Annotated in this window: 18 protein-coding genes and 1 pseudogene; 11 read left to right on the forward strand and 8 right to left on the reverse strand. The window is 64.0% G+C overall.

What is annotated here, in order from left to right:
* Positions 1 to 478: 478 nt before the first annotated feature.
* The 6 genes and pseudogenes from V5B44_RS12310 (at position 479) to V5B44_RS12335 (ending at position 6,182) form a co-directional block, all read left to right on the forward strand.
* Positions 479 to 1,827, forward strand: a pseudogene (locus V5B44_RS12310) (DUF2339 domain-containing protein).
* Complete coding sequence (locus V5B44_RS12315) at positions 1,827 to 2,069, forward strand: hypothetical protein (protein WP_332359314.1); 243 nt, start codon at positions 1,827 to 1,829, stop codon at positions 2,067 to 2,069. Before V5B44_RS12310 ends, V5B44_RS12315 begins: the two are co-directional and overlap by 1 nt.
* On the forward strand, positions 2,018 to 2,755 hold the full coding sequence (locus tag V5B44_RS12320) for a DUF2339 domain-containing protein (protein WP_332359315.1): 738 nt from the start codon (positions 2,018 to 2,020) through the stop codon (positions 2,753 to 2,755). Before V5B44_RS12315 ends, V5B44_RS12320 begins: the two co-directional genes overlap by 52 nt.
* Positions 2,752 to 4,164: a DUF3999 domain-containing protein gene (locus V5B44_RS12325; RefSeq protein WP_332359316.1), complete on the forward strand. Its 1,413-nt coding sequence runs from the start codon at positions 2,752 to 2,754 to the stop codon at positions 4,162 to 4,164. Before V5B44_RS12320 ends, V5B44_RS12325 begins: the two co-directional genes overlap by 4 nt.
* A 243-nt stretch (positions 4,165 to 4,407) precedes the next feature.
* A complete protein-coding gene (locus tag V5B44_RS12330) occupies positions 4,408 to 5,100 on the forward strand; it encodes a CHRD domain-containing protein (RefSeq protein ID WP_332359606.1) in 693 nt (230 codons plus the stop codon).
* Between the two features lie 263 nt (positions 5,101 to 5,363).
* Positions 5,364 to 6,182 (forward strand): PEP-CTERM sorting domain-containing protein, encoded by an 819-nt coding sequence (locus V5B44_RS12335; protein WP_332359317.1) that lies wholly within the window; start codon positions 5,364 to 5,366, stop codon positions 6,180 to 6,182.
* Between the two features lie 68 nt (positions 6,183 to 6,250).
* On the opposite strand, the gene V5B44_RS12340 is transcribed toward V5B44_RS12335, so the two are convergent.
* Positions 6,251 to 7,930, reverse strand: a complete 1,680-nt coding sequence (locus V5B44_RS12340) for an IS1634 family transposase (RefSeq protein ID WP_332359318.1) — start codon at positions 7,928 to 7,930, stop codon at positions 6,251 to 6,253.
* 435 nt (positions 7,931 to 8,365) lie between these two features.
* On the opposite strand from V5B44_RS12340, the gene V5B44_RS12345 reads away from it, so the two are divergent.
* Positions 8,366 to 9,001, forward strand: coding sequence for a sterol desaturase family protein (locus tag V5B44_RS12345; RefSeq protein ID WP_332359319.1), 636 nt, complete (start codon positions 8,366 to 8,368; stop codon positions 8,999 to 9,001).
* A gap of 174 nt (positions 9,002 to 9,175) precedes the next feature.
* On the opposite strand, the gene V5B44_RS12350 is transcribed toward V5B44_RS12345, so the two are convergent.
* The 6 genes from V5B44_RS12350 to V5B44_RS12375 form a co-directional block, all read right to left on the reverse strand.
* A complete protein-coding gene (locus V5B44_RS12350; RefSeq protein ID WP_332359320.1) occupies positions 9,176 to 9,352 on the reverse strand; it encodes a hypothetical protein in 177 nt (58 codons plus the stop codon).
* 71 nt (positions 9,353 to 9,423) lie between these two features.
* Positions 9,424 to 10,404: a helix-turn-helix transcriptional regulator gene (locus tag V5B44_RS12355; protein WP_332359321.1), complete on the reverse strand. Its 981-nt coding sequence runs from the start codon at positions 10,402 to 10,404 to the stop codon at positions 9,424 to 9,426.
* Positions 10,405 to 10,423: 19 nt separating this feature from the next.
* On the reverse strand, positions 10,424 to 11,713 hold the full coding sequence (locus V5B44_RS12360; protein ID WP_332359322.1) for a type II toxin-antitoxin system HipA family toxin: 1,290 nt from the start codon (positions 11,711 to 11,713) through the stop codon (positions 10,424 to 10,426).
* Positions 11,710 to 12,024, reverse strand: a complete 315-nt coding sequence (locus V5B44_RS12365; protein ID WP_332359323.1) for a helix-turn-helix domain-containing protein — start codon at positions 12,022 to 12,024, stop codon at positions 11,710 to 11,712. The genes V5B44_RS12360 and V5B44_RS12365 overlap by 4 nt, the downstream gene beginning before the upstream one ends.
* Positions 12,025 to 12,205: 181 nt before the next feature.
* The gene (locus tag V5B44_RS12370; RefSeq protein ID WP_332359607.1) at positions 12,206 to 13,162 is read right to left on the reverse strand and encodes an HNH endonuclease; all 957 of its coding nucleotides are present in this window, start codon (positions 13,160 to 13,162) and stop codon (positions 12,206 to 12,208) included.
* A gap of 119 nt (positions 13,163 to 13,281) precedes the next feature.
* Complete coding sequence (locus V5B44_RS12375) at positions 13,282 to 13,671, reverse strand: HIT family protein (RefSeq protein ID WP_332359324.1); 390 nt, start codon at positions 13,669 to 13,671, stop codon at positions 13,282 to 13,284.
* A 129-nt stretch (positions 13,672 to 13,800) separates the two neighbouring features.
* On the opposite strand from V5B44_RS12375, the gene V5B44_RS12380 reads away from it, so the two are divergent.
* The 3 genes from V5B44_RS12380 to V5B44_RS12390 all read left to right on the forward strand — a co-directional run bounded on the left by V5B44_RS12380 (position 13,801) and on the right by V5B44_RS12390 (position 15,128).
* A complete protein-coding gene (locus V5B44_RS12380) occupies positions 13,801 to 14,073 on the forward strand; it encodes a hypothetical protein (protein WP_332359325.1) in 273 nt (90 codons plus the stop codon).
* A 108-nt stretch (positions 14,074 to 14,181) separates the two neighbouring features.
* The gene (locus tag V5B44_RS12385) at positions 14,182 to 14,550 is read left to right on the forward strand and encodes a hypothetical protein (RefSeq protein ID WP_332359326.1); all 369 of its coding nucleotides are present in this window, start codon (positions 14,182 to 14,184) and stop codon (positions 14,548 to 14,550) included.
* Between the two features lie 212 nt (positions 14,551 to 14,762).
* Positions 14,763 to 15,128 carry an AAA family ATPase gene (locus V5B44_RS12390; RefSeq protein WP_332359327.1) on the forward strand — a complete coding sequence of 122 codons (366 nt, stop codon included), beginning with the start codon at positions 14,763 to 14,765 and terminating at the stop codon, positions 15,126 to 15,128.
* A 52-nt stretch (positions 15,129 to 15,180) separates the two neighbouring features.
* Here V5B44_RS12390 and V5B44_RS12395 read toward each other — a convergent pair whose 3' ends face one another.
* Positions 15,181 to 15,861, reverse strand: a complete 681-nt coding sequence (locus tag V5B44_RS12395) for a DUF4239 domain-containing protein (protein ID WP_332359328.1) — start codon at positions 15,859 to 15,861, stop codon at positions 15,181 to 15,183.
* Between V5B44_RS12395 and V5B44_RS12400 the strand changes: the two genes are divergently transcribed.
* Entirely contained in the window at positions 15,854 to 16,585 is a 732-nt protein-coding gene (locus V5B44_RS12400; RefSeq protein WP_332359329.1) for a hypothetical protein, read from the forward strand. The genes V5B44_RS12395 and V5B44_RS12400 overlap by 8 nt on opposite strands.
* Positions 16,586 to 16,673: the final 88 nt, after the last annotated feature.

Below are 16,673 nucleotides of genomic sequence, written 5' to 3' on the forward strand. Positions count from 1 at the left end.
CGGGCAGATCTGGTCCGGCCTGTGGATCATTGGTGCGCTGCTCGGCGGCATACTCGGCTGGTCGCTGGGCAGCCGGGCGCGGCAAATCGAGAATGAGCGTTTCCGGCTGATCGACGAACGCCTGCGGCGGGTCGAAGCCCAGCTCGATCGCCTCGATCAGCGGCCGGCGGCACCTGACGGGGTCGAGCCGCCGGCAACGGTGCCGGTGCCGTCGGTTCGATCCCCGGCGCACGACGCGGTGCCGGTGGCCACGGCCGAGGCCGTTCCAGCGTCTGCCGCGGCGTCGGTCAGCGGGCTGCCGGCAGCCGTCGAACAGCCGGCAGCGGCAGACACCGGGCTTGCCGAGTCCGCCGCGGCAGAGCAGGCGACCCCGCCACCCTCGCCACCCGCACGGCGACCACCTTTGCGCGCTCAGGAGTCGGCATTGCCGGAGAGCCGGCCCTCGCCGGTCCGGGATTGGTTGCTGCGCGGCAACCTGATGGCCCGCGCCGGCGTCGTGATCCTGTTCTTCGGCGTCGCTTTCCTGCTCAAGTACACCTACCAGCACGTGCACGTCCCGATCGAACTTCGCCTGGCCGGGGTGGCGCTTGCCGCCGTGGCGCTGCTGCTCATCGGCTGGCGCCTTCGGCTCAGCCGGGAAGGCTACGCGCTGGCGCTGCAGGGAGGTGGCGTCGGCCTGCTCTACCTGACCATCTTCGGTGCGCTGCGGCTGTTCGGGCTGCTTCCGGCCGGGCCGGCCTTCGCTCTGCTGCTCGCCGTGGCGGCGCTGTCGGCGATGCTGGCGGTGCTGCAGAATTCGCTGGCCCTGGCAGTGCTCGGCGCCTCGGGCGGATTTCTCGCGCCGATCCTCGCCTCGACCGGCGAGGGTAGTCACGTTGCGCTGTTCGGCTACTACGCCGTGCTCAATGCCGGCATCCTGGCGATCGCCTGGTTCAGGGCCTGGCGGCTGCTCAACCTGGTCGGCTTCGCTTTCACCTTCGGCATCGCCACGGTCTGGGGCGTGCTGAGTTACCGGCCGGACCTCTATGCGTCCACCGAACCCTTCCTGGTTCTGTTCTTCCTGATGTACGTGGCCATCCCGGTGCTGTTTTCGCGCCCGGATGCGGGTTCGGTCGAGCGGCACCTCGATACCACGCTGATCTTCGGCGTGCCGCTGATTGCTTTGGTCTGCAGGTCGCCCTGGTGCGCGAGTTTGCCTACGGATCGGCGTGGAGCGCGCTCGCCCTGGGCGCTTTCTACCTGCTGCTGGCGCGCACGCTGTGGTCGCGCCGCGGCGAGGGACAACGCCTGCTGGTCGAGGCATTTCTCGCCCTCGGCGTGGTGTTCACGACACTCGCCATCCCGCTCGCCTTCGACGGGCGCTGGACCTCGGCGGCCTGGGCGATCGAGGGAGCGGCGATGCTGTGGGTGGGCGTGCGCCAGCAACGGCTGCCGCCGCGCCTGTTCGGCATCCTGCTCCAGTTCCTTGCCGGCGCCTTCTACCTGCACGACCTGCCGACGGCGACGGGCGAGTGGCCGCTGCTCAACAGCGCCTGCCTCGGTGCCCTGCTGCTGGCGCTGGCCGGGCTGTTCTGCGCCTGGTTGCTGCAGCGGCGGCGGCACGAACTGCACCCGGCAGAGCGCTGGCTCGCCCAGCTGCTGTTTGCCTGGGGCGTCGCCTGGTGGGCTGCCGGCGGCCTGCGCGAGATCGATCGCCATGTGCGCCACGCGCTGCAGGCAATGCGGCACTGGCCTTTTTCACCGCCTCGTGCCTGGCTTTCAGCGCTCTCGAGCGGCGCCTGCACTGGCCGCAGGCGCGCTACCCGGCGCTGGCGCTGCTGCCCCTGATGATCCTGCTGGCGCTCGCCAGCAGCTTCCAGGATGCCCATCCCTTCGCGCATCTCGGCTACCTCGCCTGGCCGCTGGCCTTCGCCGCCCACTTCTTCCTGCTCTACCGGCATGAGGCGCCGGGCAAGCGCCACCTGGCGTGGCTGCATGCCGCCGGCTGTGGTTGCTGGCGGCGCTGGGGGCGTGGCAGGTGGCCTGGACGATCGACCACTGGGTGGCCGGGCGGGCGGCGTGGCCGCTGATCGCCTGGGCGCTGGTGCCCGGTGCGCTGCTCGCCCTGCTGGCGCTGCGTGGCGAGCGTATCCGCTGGCCGGTGGCGGCGCACCTGGCGACTTACCTGGTGTCGGGAGCGGCGCCGCTGGCGGCCTTTCTCGCCGCCTGGTTCGTTTTCGGCAACATCGTTTCGGACGGCAATCCCTGGCCGCTGCCCTACCTGCCGGTGCTGAATCCGCTCGACCTGGCGCAGGCGGGCGCATTGCTGGCAGTCGGCACCTGGTTCGTCGAAGTGCGCCGGCGCCGGCTGCCGCCCGTCGCCGCGCTGTCACTGCCGGTGGCCTGGAGCGTGGCCGGCGCAGCGGCGTTCCTGTGGGCGAACGCGGTACTGCTGCGCACGCTGCACCACTGGGCCGGGGTACCGCTCGACCCCGGGCCGATGTTGCGCTCGGATCTGGTGCAGGCTTCGTTGTCGCTGTTCTGGACGCTGCTGGCGCTGGCCGCAATGGTCGTCGCCACCCGCCGTGCCTGGCGCCCGCTGTGGCTGACGGGGGCCGGGCTGATGGCGGTGGTCGTGGGCAAGCTGCTGCTCGTCGACCTGTCGAACGCGGGCACGATCGAGCGCATCGTGTCATTCCTTGGCGTCGGCGTGCTGATGCTGGTCATTGGCTACCTGGCGCCGGTACCACCGATCAGGGAAGGACGTGCGGAATGAGATTACCCGGGACATGGGGTGCATGGGGGTTGCTCCTGCTGACTGGCCTGGCGGTTGCCGAGGCACCGGCCGACTTCGCCTTCGGCGTCCCGCTAGAGGTCAGCGGCCCGCAGGCGCTGTTTCAGGTCGAATTGCCGCCGGCCGTGTACGAAGGCGTCGTGCGCGCCGACCTCGCCGACCTGCGGGTGTTCAACGCCGCCGGCGAGCCCGTGCCGCATGCCTTCCTGCCGCGGCCGGTCGCCGTTCACCAGAAGCAGCCGCTGTTGCCGCTGCCTTTCTTTGCCCTGCGCGGCGACGCCGGCAGCGGTGTCGAGGGGCTCGAGGTCCGCATCGAACGGCAGACGGGGAGGGCGGTGGTCACCATGCACGGCGGCGAGCTGCGGTCGCAGCGCGAAGCCTCACTGCTCGGTTACCTGGTCGATGCCGCGGCGCTGCAGCAGCCGCTGCAGGCGCTGGTTCTTGAACTGCCGCGCGGCGCCGACAACGTCGTCAGCAGGGTGCGCGTCGATGCCAGCGATGACCTGGCACGCTGGCAGATGCTGGTAGCGGACGCGCCGGTGCTGCGGCTGGTGGCGGCAGGGCAAAGGCTGGAGCAACTGCGGGTGGAGTTCCTGCCACGTCGGGCAAAGTACTTTCGGCTGTCCTGGCCACCGGCCGCGCCAGCCGTGGAACTGGTCGGTCTTGCTGGCGAGCCGGGCGAGGCGGTGGTCGAGGCGCCACGGCAGTGGAAACAGGTGCCCGGGAGCGCGGTCAGCGACAAGGCCGGCGAATACGCTTTCGACCTCGGTGGCCAGTTCCCGGTGGACCGCCTGCGTCTGCTCCTGCCGCAGCCCAATACCGTCGCCTCGGTCGAAGTCCTGTCGCGCGCGCGCAGCAACGATCCCTGGCAGCGGGTTGCGCTGAGCAGCGTTTACCGGCTCGGCGCGGCTGATCAGGAGGTGGTCAACCCGGACCTCGTCACCGCCACAGTGCCCCATCGCTACTGGCTGCTGCGCGTCGATCAGCGCGGCGGTGGCCTCGGTACCGGGGTACCGGTTCTGGCCACCGGCTGGGTGCCACAGCGCCTGGTCTTTACCGCCCGGGGCGCGGCACCGTTTCAACTCGCCTATGGCAGCAGCAGCGCCGGGCCGGCCGCCTACCCGATCGCGACGCTGGTACCCGGCTACCGCGCCGGGGACGAGGACAAGGCTGGCGCTTTGCCGATCGGCCGAGCCAGCAGCGGCAGCCCTCACCGGCTGGCCGGCGAGAGCGCGACGCGCGTGGCGATCGACTGGCAGCGCTGGAGCTTGTGGGGCAGCCTGCTGCTCGGCGTGGCCCTGCTGGCCTGGATGGCCCTGCGGCTCGCGCGGCAGGTCTCGCGGTCGGAGCCTGAGCGGCCCGGCAACCAGCCGGGCAAGAACGGCGACTGATCTTCCCCGGCGCTACGCGGAATCGGATCCGGTTCGGCCTGACCGCGACCCTCAGCATCCCCCCGACGATTCACCGCGATGGCGTTGCCATCGCTTCGCATGCCGTTGCGGAGCCAGCCCACGAGCAGAAGCGAGTCCAGTCTGTCGGAATTCTTTACAGTTGCCGCAGTCGGCAAATGGCTCGCCGCGCCAAATACTTGAATGATATTGTCAACTTAAAGTGAGCACGAGTCTTGCTTGTTAATGATCGGCAGCTCCTTGCCTGACAACCCGCACTGGGTGAAACCGGAGGAAACCATGACCAAATCTCGCTCGGTTCCTTCTGCCTTGACGGCAGTCGTCCTCTCACTACTGACTCTCGGCGCCGTACCATCGGCGTCGGCCACACCAATTGCCTACCAGGCCGTGCTTGACGGTCCGTCGGAAAGTCCCCCCGTTGCTTCATCCGGCCAGGGCATGGCGTACGTAGTCTACGATAGCACTGCCCAGACGCTTTCGTTGGACGTCACGTTCAGCGGCCTGACTGGCACGGTCACGGTCGCGCATATCCACTGCTGCACCGCGATTCCCGAAGCGGGCACGGTAGGTGTGGCCACCACGACGCCGACTTTCCCGGGTTTCCCTGCCGGGTTTACGGACGGCACTTATGATCGAGTCTTCGACCTGACAGATCCGCTATTCTTCAACGCACCGTTTCTGGCCGCCAATGGCGGCACGGCAGCAGGTGCGGAAGCCGCCCTCGCCCTGGGGCTTGCTGAAGGCAGGGCGTACCTGAACATTCATACCACTTTTGCTGGCGGCGGTGAAATCCGCGGCTTCCTGAACGAGCTGCCGGAACCGGCCTCCCTGGCACTGCTGGGTGCCGGCCTCCTCGGACTCGCCGCATCACGCCGGCGCACCCTGCAGCCGAAGCCTACTCTCGTTGGTACGGTTTGATTCCCTATCCTTCGATCACGAAGGCGATCACGAACAAGCTGAACAAACCGGAGTTGCTCGAAAACAGCAGCTCCCGACCCATCCTCTTACCACCGATTTGCATTGCCCGTCTTCGAAGCAGTAGATAAACAAAGAGCCGCAAGTAAGCACGGTTGATTTTAACTTTAGTGAGAATAGTCAATCGATTCGGCTAGTTGATTCATCATTCCTCAGGTTGGCCCCATTGATTCGCTTTGGGAACTTTACTTGGAAGGACCAATTAGATGAAGATCAAATCACTGATGCTGGGTATCGTGGTAGCAGCAAGCCTGGGCAGCACCGCGGAGGCGACAAACCTGGTCCTGAATGGCAGCTTCGATAAACCAGGCGACACTAGTACCGTCAACTTTTTCTGCAATAGCCCATTTTTTTGTGGCAACCCTTATCCAGCAGCCGGTTACATCCCGAATTGGGATGTTCACGGGGCGAGCGGTAGTACCACATACAATGTTGTTTATATCTACGACAACCTCGCCGATGCAAGCTTACCCCCATTCATGCCGCGATCGTATTATTGCAATCCGGCATTAGGTTTTGTAAGCGGAAACAATTGCGTGAACCCAGACGGCACCGGCCATTTCATTAATCTGGATGGTGATCCCAGTTTCCAGGGAGCCATTAGTCAATCGATCAATGGTTTGGTGCAAGGTCAGCAATACAAGCTAAGTTTCAGTTGGGGGGCCGTGCAACGTGATAATGAAACTGGTGCAATAACGGATAATTATCTGGACGTAAGTCTGGGCGATCAGCACTTTTTCACTCAAAACATACCTCCAAGTTTGGTTGGCGTAAATCTCCCGGAGCAAGGGTTTTCTGGCTGGTTTACTACGAGCCATATCTTCACATGGAATGGTACCGGAGGTAACGTGCTGAACTTTCTGGCTCATGGAAAGCCCGGTGGTCACCCTCCCAGCATAAACCTCGATGGGATTTCGCTGACTGCGGTTCCCGAACCGACTACCTGGGCACTGCTGATCGCCGGCGGCTTCGGCCTGCTGGGTGTCGGCGCGCGTCGCCGTCGCCAAACGGCCGTTGCCAACTGAGCACCCGAGTTCGACAAAAATACGGCTAAGTGATTGTTTGTGCGCAATTCACGGTTCCCGAATTGGCACTACAGGCGTCTGGCGGAGGGCTCGGGCAGGGCGACGGTTTCGAACAGCTCCTTCTGCTGAGGGGTGATGGCGGACAGGCCGGACGCGGACTGGCGTTGGTGCAGCGTGACCTGGTGGTACTGGATCCGGCGAGCGATCTCCAAGGCACGCTCCGGTGAGAAAGGGCTGGCCTTGGCTTTCAGGCGCAGGCGCAGCACGCGATAGAGGAGCAGTGCCAGGAAGCAGATCAGGGCATGCGCGCGGATACGATCCGGCAGGCGGTGGAAGACCGGCGCGATCTCGATCTCGGACTTCAGGACACGAAATCCCCGTTCGATGTCGGCCAGCGCCTTGTAACGGGCCACGAGCTCAGGCGGAGGAGAGTCCGGAACGTTGGAGACGAGGATCAGTTTGCCATCCATCAGCCGCGCGCGTTGCAGCGCCCGTTGGTCGATCTCGTAGGTGAACACCGCGGAGGACAGATTCACCTTGATGATGTGCGCCAGATGTGCGTCAGCGACCGCCTTGTAGAAACGGGCGATCGTTCCGGAGTCGGACAGTTTCCTGCCCGGACGGGTCTGGCCGGCTTCCTGGGCATCGAGCTTCTCGGCCCACTGCGCGGCATCGGCCTCGAGCGCCGCGAGGCGCTCATCGCGCACGCGACCCTGTTCGCTGGCCTGATCCGGGCGGTGGGCGACGATCAGACGGAACCCCTGCCACTGCTCCTCACCGAACACCTCTTCCGTCGCCAACCGGCAGCTCTTCTCATGGAAGGAAGCGAGCAGGCGGTCAAAATCCCCGTAGCGCCGGGCTGGCACGGCCAGAATGAACTCCAGCGGCTGATCGCCGACCCGCAGCGCCCGGATGGCTTCGAGATTGTCGAGACTCAGCAGGCCGCGATCAGCAACCAGTACCACGCGCTTGATCGGGTAGCGCGCCAGCACTTTCTCGATGGTCGGCACCAACGTCGTCGTCTCGCCGGTATTGCCGGCAAAGACCTCGTGATGGATCGGCAGGCCGTCCGCCGTCTGCACCACCCCCAACATCACCTGGCGCACCGTACCGCCCTCCTTGGCATGACCGAAGTGCCGCAGGTCTTCGGACTCCTCGGTGCCGCCTTCGGTACGGATCGTCGTCAGGTCGTAGAAGACGATTGCCAACTCTTGGTCGATCAACGGCCGCAGGAGACCCGTCAAGGTGTCGTCTACCCGGTCGGCGCAGTCCGCCAGAGTATCCATCGTGCGCAGCAGGTGCTGGTGGATCACCGACTCGGCGCTCACCTCGGGAACCCGGGTGCCCTCCAGCCAGCGCAGGATCCCCAGCTTGGATTCCGGATCACACAGCCGGTTGAAGACCATCACCCGCAACAGGCGCTCGGCGTCGAACTGGTGCCGGTTGCGCAGCAATCGGCGAAAGGCGTCGGCAAAGCCCAACTCCTTCCACAGGGCGGTCAGCAGCCAGGTATCGCCGACGCAAAGCGCCGGCGCAAAGGCGACCTCGCCGGTTCCCTCCTCCAGCGAGGGCTTGCCAGCCGCCCGCAGCAGCCCGTTGAGCAGCGAGTCGGCCTCGCCCGATCGGACCGCTTCGATGCGCCCGAGGGTGGCGATGACCCGTTGGCGAGGTACCCCGGAGGTGTCCCGGTAGGACTCGACGAGCTTGACGTACTGCCTCGGGCCGGACGTGGTGATCTTCACGAACATGTCGCTACTGTATCCAGATATCGTCCTGATCGCAATGGCTTCCTAGGCCAGACGTGTCACTACAAGAAATTTTTCGCCGCGCGCTAACCCATTGTTTTTATTGTACCCGCAACCTCATTTATGCATTTGGCACGCAAAAAGTGTCGAACTCGGGTGAGCAGCGTGGATGGGTAGATCGTCCCGGGCGCGGAAAATTGCGCCCGCGGTTTTCCTTGACTGCGTGAAAGGCTGATGACCCTGCTTTCCAGCTTGCCTCCTGAGATCGCCCGCTTTGTCGTGGACGTCTTCCGGTTGTGCCTCTGGCTGATGCTACTGATTGCCCTATTTGTGCCTCTGGAGCGACTGTTTGCGCAGCGTCCGTCGAAATTTCTGCGGCCGCAGATCGGCAATGACCTGGCCTATTACTTTCTCAGCAGCCTGGTCCCGGCGGCATTGATGAGCGTGCCGCTGGCGGTGCTGGCAACGCTGGTGCAAAAGGTCTTGCCCGCAGGCTTCCATGACAGCGTACATGGACTGCCGCTGTGGCTCACCATTTCCGCCGGGCTGATCGTCGCCGATATCGGTTCCTATTGGGGCCATCGGCTCAGTCATGAAATCGGGTTTTTGTGGCGGTTTCACGCGATACACCATAGCGCGGAACATATCGATTTTCTGGTCAATGGCCGAGCCCATCCGATCGACATGGTGGTGACGCGAATGTCCGGGCTGCTGCCGCTGTATATCCTGGGGCTCGGGAGCGCCGGGCCGGCGGGCAGCATGCTGCCGATCGCGATCACGTTGATCGGCACCTTCATGGGTTTTTTCCTGCATGCCAACGTGCGCTTGCGATTTGGACCGCTGGAGTGGCTAGTGGCGACACCGGCGTTCCACCATTGGCATCACAGCAGGACTGACCATATTGACCATAACTACGCTGCGACCTTCCCATGGATCGACCGGATGTTCGGCACGCTCTATCTGCCGGAGCATTTCCCGGCGGACTATGGAATCCAGACGCCAATGCCAGCAACGCTGATCGGGCAGTTGCTATCGCCGATGGAGAGCCCAACGGTGGTGCAGCCACGAAAGTGACTGGGTCCGGCGTTGCGCACAGGACGCTCGTTGCCTGCACCCCGTATTGGCTGCACCGCGCAAGGGCACCCGACTAGGCGAAACTTCCTTGTGCGTTGACACTCACGAAACCTTGCACTTTTAACCTTGCCCTTTTGCGCTCACCAGGCGAGATGGCCGCTGGCCGGAGTGCGCCTACCGCACCCGCCGGGCCCGCCGCCAGATCGCCGGGCGCTGCAGGGCCTCCGGGTCAATCTCCCAAGGCGCCGGCTCGCGAAAGGCATACGGTAGCGAACGCGTATCGGTGACGCCGACGAGAACGTTGAAGACTGCCTGCAGGCGGTCGAAGAAGGGGGTGTCGTGAGAGGGCATGGTAGGCTCCGTCAGGGTTGATGGCAGCCAGTGTGCGCCCTCCCGGGCTCACAGAGTGAGCTTGAGACGCGCTACGCCAAATAATTTTCCAGTCCGCGCTGCAATTCCTCGGCCACTCTCGCCTTGAGCGCTGCCGGCTCAATGACCGTGCAGTCACCGCCGTACTTCAGGATGTCCATGATCAGTTCGCGGTCGTCGGCGTAGGGCACACGCAGCTCGTAGTCGCCACCGTCGAGCAGCCTGCCTTCCTGCTTCGGGTGCCAGCGCTCGGCGGCCACCCAGCGCGCCCTCTCCGGCGTGAAGCGCAGCACGGCCCAGGAGACCTGGTCGCCAGAAAAGATGCCATAGCCGGATCCGAGCACCTCATCGAGTCGCTCATCGGCAATGTCGATCGCCCGCGTATCCAGGATTTCGGCCTGTTCGATGGCGTCGACCGAGAAGGCGCGCAGGCCGTCGCGCAGATGACACCAGGCGTCGAGATACCAGTTGTGGCGGTAGTGGTTGAGTCGCTGCGGCGAGACTTCGCGTTCGGTCACCTCGTCGGTGCCGCGCGCGTGATAGCGGATGAGCAGGCGCTTCCTTCGCAACAGGGCCGAGCCAACCGCCTGGAAGTGATCGAGATGCAATTCACGCGCGCCGACCGCCTGGATGCGAATGCGGCGCTGCACTTCCTCGACCGGGTTGTCGGCGGCGCCGAGCAGGCCGGTCAGGCGGGCGAGCAGGGGCTGGATCTGCGGCCCGAGCAGGCCGCCGGTATCCAGGCTCGAGAGCAGATGCTGCATGGTCAGCAGGGCATGGATCTCCTCGGCGGCGAACCACAGGCCGGGCAGCTCATACGGTGGGCCGAGCCGCTGTTCGATCTTCGCGAAGCGGTAGCCGCCCAGCGCGCGGTCGAAAACGACCGGCGCGTTGAGGCAATCGCGCATGTAGGCAATATCGCGCTTGAGGGTCGCCCAGGAGACGCCGAGGCGTTCCTGCAGTTCCCCGCGGCTGACGATGCGCTGTGCGCCAAGCATCTGGTCGATCTGGTAGATGCGTCCCATGTTGCTCATCGGCGTCTCCCGGAGTTTTTCATAACACTTCAAACTCGCAGCGGACAGCGGCGATCGTTGGCTCGGCGAGGCCGGCCTGGCGGGCGAATTCGGGCCAGGCGTCGAGGGCGGCGCGCACGTCGGCAAGGGCGTCGAGCGGGCGGCGAACGCCGAAGCGGTCCGCCTCGAGCAGCAGGTCGGCACGGGTGATGCCGCTGAACCTGCCGTTGACGCCCAGCAGGTGCTGGTAAGTCCACTGGCCTTTGGGATTGTGCGCGTAGGTCACGTCGTAGGCCGGCGCCAGTTCCCAGCTGCCGCCTTGCTTCAGGCGGAAAGCGAAGTTCTTGGTATGGTCGTCGCAATTCCTCGCCATGACGTTGAAAGCCATCCGCCGGAACGTCTGCCCGATCGCCTCGTCGCCCAGCCCGAGCCGGGCGACGGCCATGAAGAGCTGGGCGTAGGCATGGGTGGCGCGCTGCTTGTAGTCGACATGGCTCATGGCGCAGAGCGTCTGCACATGGTGCCTGACGGTGATGCCATCGACGACGTCGCGGTCGAAACGGCGGGTCATGAAGTGGGCGCGCCCGCTCTCTTCGAGCAGGCGGCAGGGCGACATGCGGATACCGGCGGCCGTCGCCATCAGGTGGTAGGCGTACTCGATGCGCCCGTAATCGGCGCTGCCGCCGAGCTCAGCATCCTTGCCGACGCCGTCGAACTTGAGCAGCCAGTGCTCGAAGCCGGGGGCGGCGTCGAACTGGCCGCTGCGCAACTCGCCGGTCTGCGGATGCCAGGCGACGACGGCCTTGGCGCGCGCGCCACCGGCCGAGGTACCGACGCGGATGATGTTGGCCAGTGCCGCCTGCGCCTGCAGGTCACCGGACGGGTCGGCGCGGATGATCCTGCGCGCGCTCTCGACCAGGCTCTTCATCGCCAGCGGCTCGGCGCTCTCGCGGTGTGCGCCGCGCGCCGGCTTGAATTCGAGGGCCCCCATGCCGCGCCGGCCCATGTAGGCCAGGCGGTCGAGGGTGGTGATGGCGCGCCGCTCGACGCCGCGAGCACTCATCCATGCGTCGATCAGCGCGTTGCCGAAGTCGTCGGGCAGCGCATCGGCGAGCAGGCCGGGCAGGCGCTTGTAGCCCGCGTCGCTCAGCTCGGGAAAGGCAAAGCTCGGGCGCGGGTCAGCCAGCGGCATGGTCAGCGGCGCCAGCTCGATGCCGCTGCGCCGCCAGGCGGGGTCGTAGGCGAACACGTAGCAGCCGAGGCGCGGATCGGGAGCGACTGCGCCGACCCGCTGGCCCCAGCTGCGGACCTCGATCACCGGCGTGTTCATCCGCTCTCCTTCTCGCGCCGGCGCGCCCGCTGCGGCAGCTTGGGCTGGCGCAGCAGGTCAAGCGGATTGACCGTGGCCTCGGGTGCGAGCAGGTCGATCCCCTGCAGCGAATCGAGCGCCTTCAGCACGCGCAGCAGCGTTTCGACAGTCGATCCCCGGCCGGCTTCGAGATTGCGCAAGGCCTTTTCCGAAACGCCAGCCTTTTCGGCGGTCGTCAGCTGATCGAGGTTGCGGTTTAGACGCAGACGCCGCAGCCGCTCACCGAGGAGGATCTGGAGTTCGTGCGGGGTGGTAAAAGACAGGGTGCTCATTGATGAACTGAACGGTACATATACGGCGGTTAATGGCTTGTGGCAGGAGTAAGCGGTATCTTTAAGCCGATAATCTACCGCCCAACCGGGCCGGCCGCCAGTTTTTCGAGGACGAGGCTTCTGGCCTCGGCAAAAATCGGGAGAACACCACTCGGTGGCGTTGTAGGCGAGTACTGCAAGATCAACTCGGCTGGAGACACCCGCCTGGACGCCGAAAAACCGAAAGGCATTCATCCACCAACGGCTCGGTGTGGCCTTGAGCAATCCATCCGATGCTGCCTGTCTCAACGCCTTGCTCGTACGCCCAGAGAGCGACACGAATCGAGCATTTTGAGTCCGCAACAAAGCCTAGCTGACGTAGTTGTCCTCCGATTTCACCGCCCTTCTTCTGAAGATGGCTCATCCATGATTCGAGATGGCGCTGCCCGGCCAACATGTCACGTTTGGCGTTGTTACATCCCCGGTGGGCCAGCACGAAATTGTGTGCCGTATCCCTCGGGTACCGCACCCAAGGGACGAAGTGATCGACTTCGGCACGCTGGTCGATCCTCTCGCGGCAGTAGAAGCAGAGATGGTCCTGCAGCGGTGCGAGAACGCTTGCGACATCGCCGAGCGCAGCCCTCGCCGATCCGAACATGAAGCTTTCCAGATCGTCGAGCTGACCAAGCATCGGCGTATTCTGCTTGTTGCTGCGGATGTGCTCGACCCAGCCTGCGCGCGCCAACTGCTGGATTAGCCCTTGGTACCGGCGAAAGTTGAAAGCGACGCCAGGATTGAGGTCAATGAAGCCGGGTCGGCACGGGTAGCGGTAGAGGAACGGCTCAAGCTTGCCGCCGAGAACCTGCAGGTAGCGGAGTGGCATTGTGCGAACCGTACTAGCCACAGCCCTGACCGTATCGGCCCACGCGTCGTGCACTCTTGCGAGGCTGAAGTTACCGGCGGTGGCGCGGTAGATCGTGCGGAGGCTCCGAACAACTGCGGCCTGCGCACCATGATTCTGGTGCAGAACACCACTGGTGGTATCCGGCAGGCCAGCGCTGTACTCGGCGAGTTGGCGCCAGTAAAGCTCGGCGAATTTCTCGCCGACCCACGGCATTTCTAGGGGAAGGGCGTCCCCTGAATCGTCTCCGTATTCCACCGCCAACTCCGCGAGACTCAGCAGTAGTGCAAACTTGTAGGTAGCGGTGAACTCGCCTTCAACAAACAGGCGCTGAATCTGCTGGAGAAAGATGATCTGTTCTTCGGGGGCTGGTTGGTTCATCGAGACGACCAGTAATCCGCTTTCTCAGGGATGATCCAACGAACACCGCCTCGCGGATCCTCGCGATCGCCATGAAACCTGGGGATGAGATGGATGTGTAGATGTGGGACGGTTTGCCCCGCAACTGAGCCGTCGTTGATCCCGATGTTATAGCCATCCGGCCGGAACTCTTTGTCAAGGCGCCACTTAGCGTCCTCGAGAAGGGAGAGTAGCGAATTTCGCTCGGTTTCCGATAGATCAAAAAAGGAGCCCATGTGTCGCCGTGGGATGATCAGCGTGTGGCCGGGAGAGATTGGAAAACCGTCATCAATGACCATGCCATCGACGTTTTCCCGCAGGATGCGATTCGCGGGAAGGGTACAAAATGGGCAGGTACTTTCGGACATCAGCGAAGCATATAGCTATCACGCGCTGCAGTCATCATCCGCTTCCGCTTTCGCGGTACGCCTAGATACGTGCGTTGGTTTGGCCAGCGTGTCCTATTCAGTTTGGCGTGCGCTATTGGGGGATCTGGGATGCCGCCTATCTTCGCGGCGTACCTGCGCCTTGCCGGCCGGGGCAAAAGCCTGATCCGCGAGCGGGAAGGCGAGGATGGCGGACTCTCCCGTTACCTCGCCATCGACATCGATGCCCTCAACGTCGAATTTCTCAGTGACCTGAACTTCGGCGCCTTTCCCGAAGCAGTCACCAGCCGGGGCGTTAGCCGCGACATGGTGCGAACGGTCTTGCGCGACGAACAGAAGCAAGGTCGAGTCGAGTGTCTCGGGCGAGGGCCAGCCGCCGCGTGAAGGAAGAAAGGGTAATTCCCCTTTCATCGAGGTAATAATGGGGGTAACAAGTGAGACGAAGGGACCGGGCGGCTCGGGCGGCGGCGCGTCCCCGTCTGCTGAAGGTTCGTGGGTGCGGCATGCCTGCGGCTGGACGGGCTCTCCAGACAGTTGCAGACGCTGCCCGGTGTCGATGGGTATCCATTTGCTGGAGTGATGCACATGAATAGCTCGGATGAGTTCATTGAAGTGGATTTACATGCCGATGAAAAGAAGCTCATCCTGGAGCTTGCCGGTTTCTGGGTGACCGATGAAATGACACAGGCGGACCTCAAGAACGGCCGGAAGAAGTGGATCAGATTCAGACCGCATGTGGCTTCCGATGTCATCGGTGAGTTGTCGTATCACTATAACCGGTGCAGGAGTGCCCATAAATCACAACTCCTGGATGAGCTGATCAGCCATCTTGAGGTCACGCTTTCAGCCAGTCGGAGATAGTCACAGCGATGTTGCCATCGCTGCTTGCCCGCGAGATTCAAAACGGTCTGAAGCGCTGATCGCAGCCATCGTGCTTGCGGCCAACAAGCACCGAAGCCTGCCGCGTCCTGATGAAAAATGAAACCCGTGGATTTGGCCAATGCCGTACCCGCCGCCCAGCGCTTGCGGCGTGGGATGCGCTGCATGATGCGGACGGAACGAAAGGAACCGTCATGCTGACCGGGATGCAGATTCAGAACTTCAAGGCGTGGAAGGACACGAAAGTGGTCCCGCTGGCGCCGTTGACCGTGATCTTCGGCAGCAACAGTTCCGGCAAGTCCAGCCTCGGCCACCTGCTGCTGGCCCTGAAGCAGACGGTACAGCTGGCCGACCGCAAGCGCGCCTTGCACTTGGGAGACGAGAATTCCCTGATTGACCTTGGCACCTTCGCCGATTGCGTCCATGGGCACGATCTGGGCCAGCAGATCATGTTGGTCGCGATGAATTCGAGCGACGACTCAAGGATTCTGCGCACCCTATCGTCGGCCGCGCTCTCCGGGAAGGAAAGGTCTTGCATCAGCGGGCCTGATCCAGCCTAGGAATGGCGTTGGGTTCATCCTGGCCCTGGCGCAAGACTCGGAGCCACGAAAGTCAGTTCATGCTAGCGCGCAACTCAACCAGCGCCTCGTCGAAGGCGTCAACCCGGATCAGGCCAAGGCGCGGATACTCGATGTCGATGATGATGTTTACCGCCAGCGCCATGGTTGCGGCGAAGCCGATCATGTGAATCCAGCTGCGCTTCTTGCCGCCGGCCATGCCGTAGCCGGCGAGCAGCGCGGCGACCAGTGCCAGTCCGAAGAGCAGGACGAAGATGACCATCGGCGGGTGTACCTGTGCGGCCATGGTGCGGGTGGTGGTGATGTCGATCATCTGGTTGAGCGCGGGCAGGAGCAGCATGTTGGCTGCCGGCGGCGCCTCGCTCATCCGGCCGGCGGCCACCGCCTGACTCCAGATCTCGCCCTGCAGCTGGTTCGAACGGACCAGCTCTGACCTGGCGGCTTCGATGTCCGGCAGCTTGCGATAGACTTCGAGCCGGGAATCGACGTAGCGCCGGAAGAGATCGCGCAGCGCCGGCTGCGAGCTGGCGGGCAGGAGGTCGAGCCGCAGGTAGGCGGTGCCGATGTCGTTGGTTTCCTGGACGATCAGGTTACGACGTTCGTCAAAGCGCGTCGCCGCACACGAGAAAGTGAAGGCGATGAGCAGGCCCAGCAGGGGGCAGGATGCGGTCGACGCCCTCCTTGCCGTGCTTTTCGCTGCCGGCCAATTGCCCATCGTCAACGCTTCGGGTGCGCACCGGCCGGCCGGCCGCTTCAACCGCCGTGACGTGACCGCCAGCACCGTCTCGCGCGAAACCGCACCCCTGTCCGCGGAGGAAAGGCGCGCCATCGCCCGCTTGATGCGCTGCAGGCCCGATGATGCCGAGGCGAAGGCCCCGGAATTCGTAGCCAAGCTCAAGGACGCCCAACGCCGGGCAACCGGTGCCGCACCACGCCCGGAGGGGCGACCGAATCCACTGATCGATGAGTTCTCCGGCCTCTCAGGTCGCGACCTGGTCAAACGCTTGGCCGAAGAAGAAAAGGGTGCCACCCGTCTTCTCGCCCAGGTCTCGGCCGCGTACCGTCAGGAGTACGACCAGTGCCACAAGGAACTCGACGCATCGGCCGAATGGTGTAAGTTGGCGCCCGAAGATCGCGCCGCCATACTGCGCGATGTCCAGCTCTCGTCTCCAGAAAGCCCGCCCGGGGTTGGCACCCTGAGGGAACTGATCGATTCGCTGGCCGCCTGCTCGCCGCAACGCTGGACCGAGAAGCGCCACGCCCTGTGCGGCCAACTCTCCCGCGCCCTCACTGCGGCGGCGCGGAAGCTGGAACCCACCGTGCAGCCAATCGCACCACCCCGCCGCATCGTGCGTAACGAAGCGGACCTTGACGCCTGGTTGTCCGAGGTACGAACGAGCGTCCTGGCGAAGCTTCCTGCCGGACCGGTTCAGCTATGAGACAAGCTATTTATTGCGCCATGATGCAATTTGGCATTTACGCATTTTGCGCTTTAATGCACAATTCAAAAACGCCGTTGTGCATTAT

It is taken from the genome of Candidatus Accumulibacter necessarius (genome assembly GCF_036625085.1).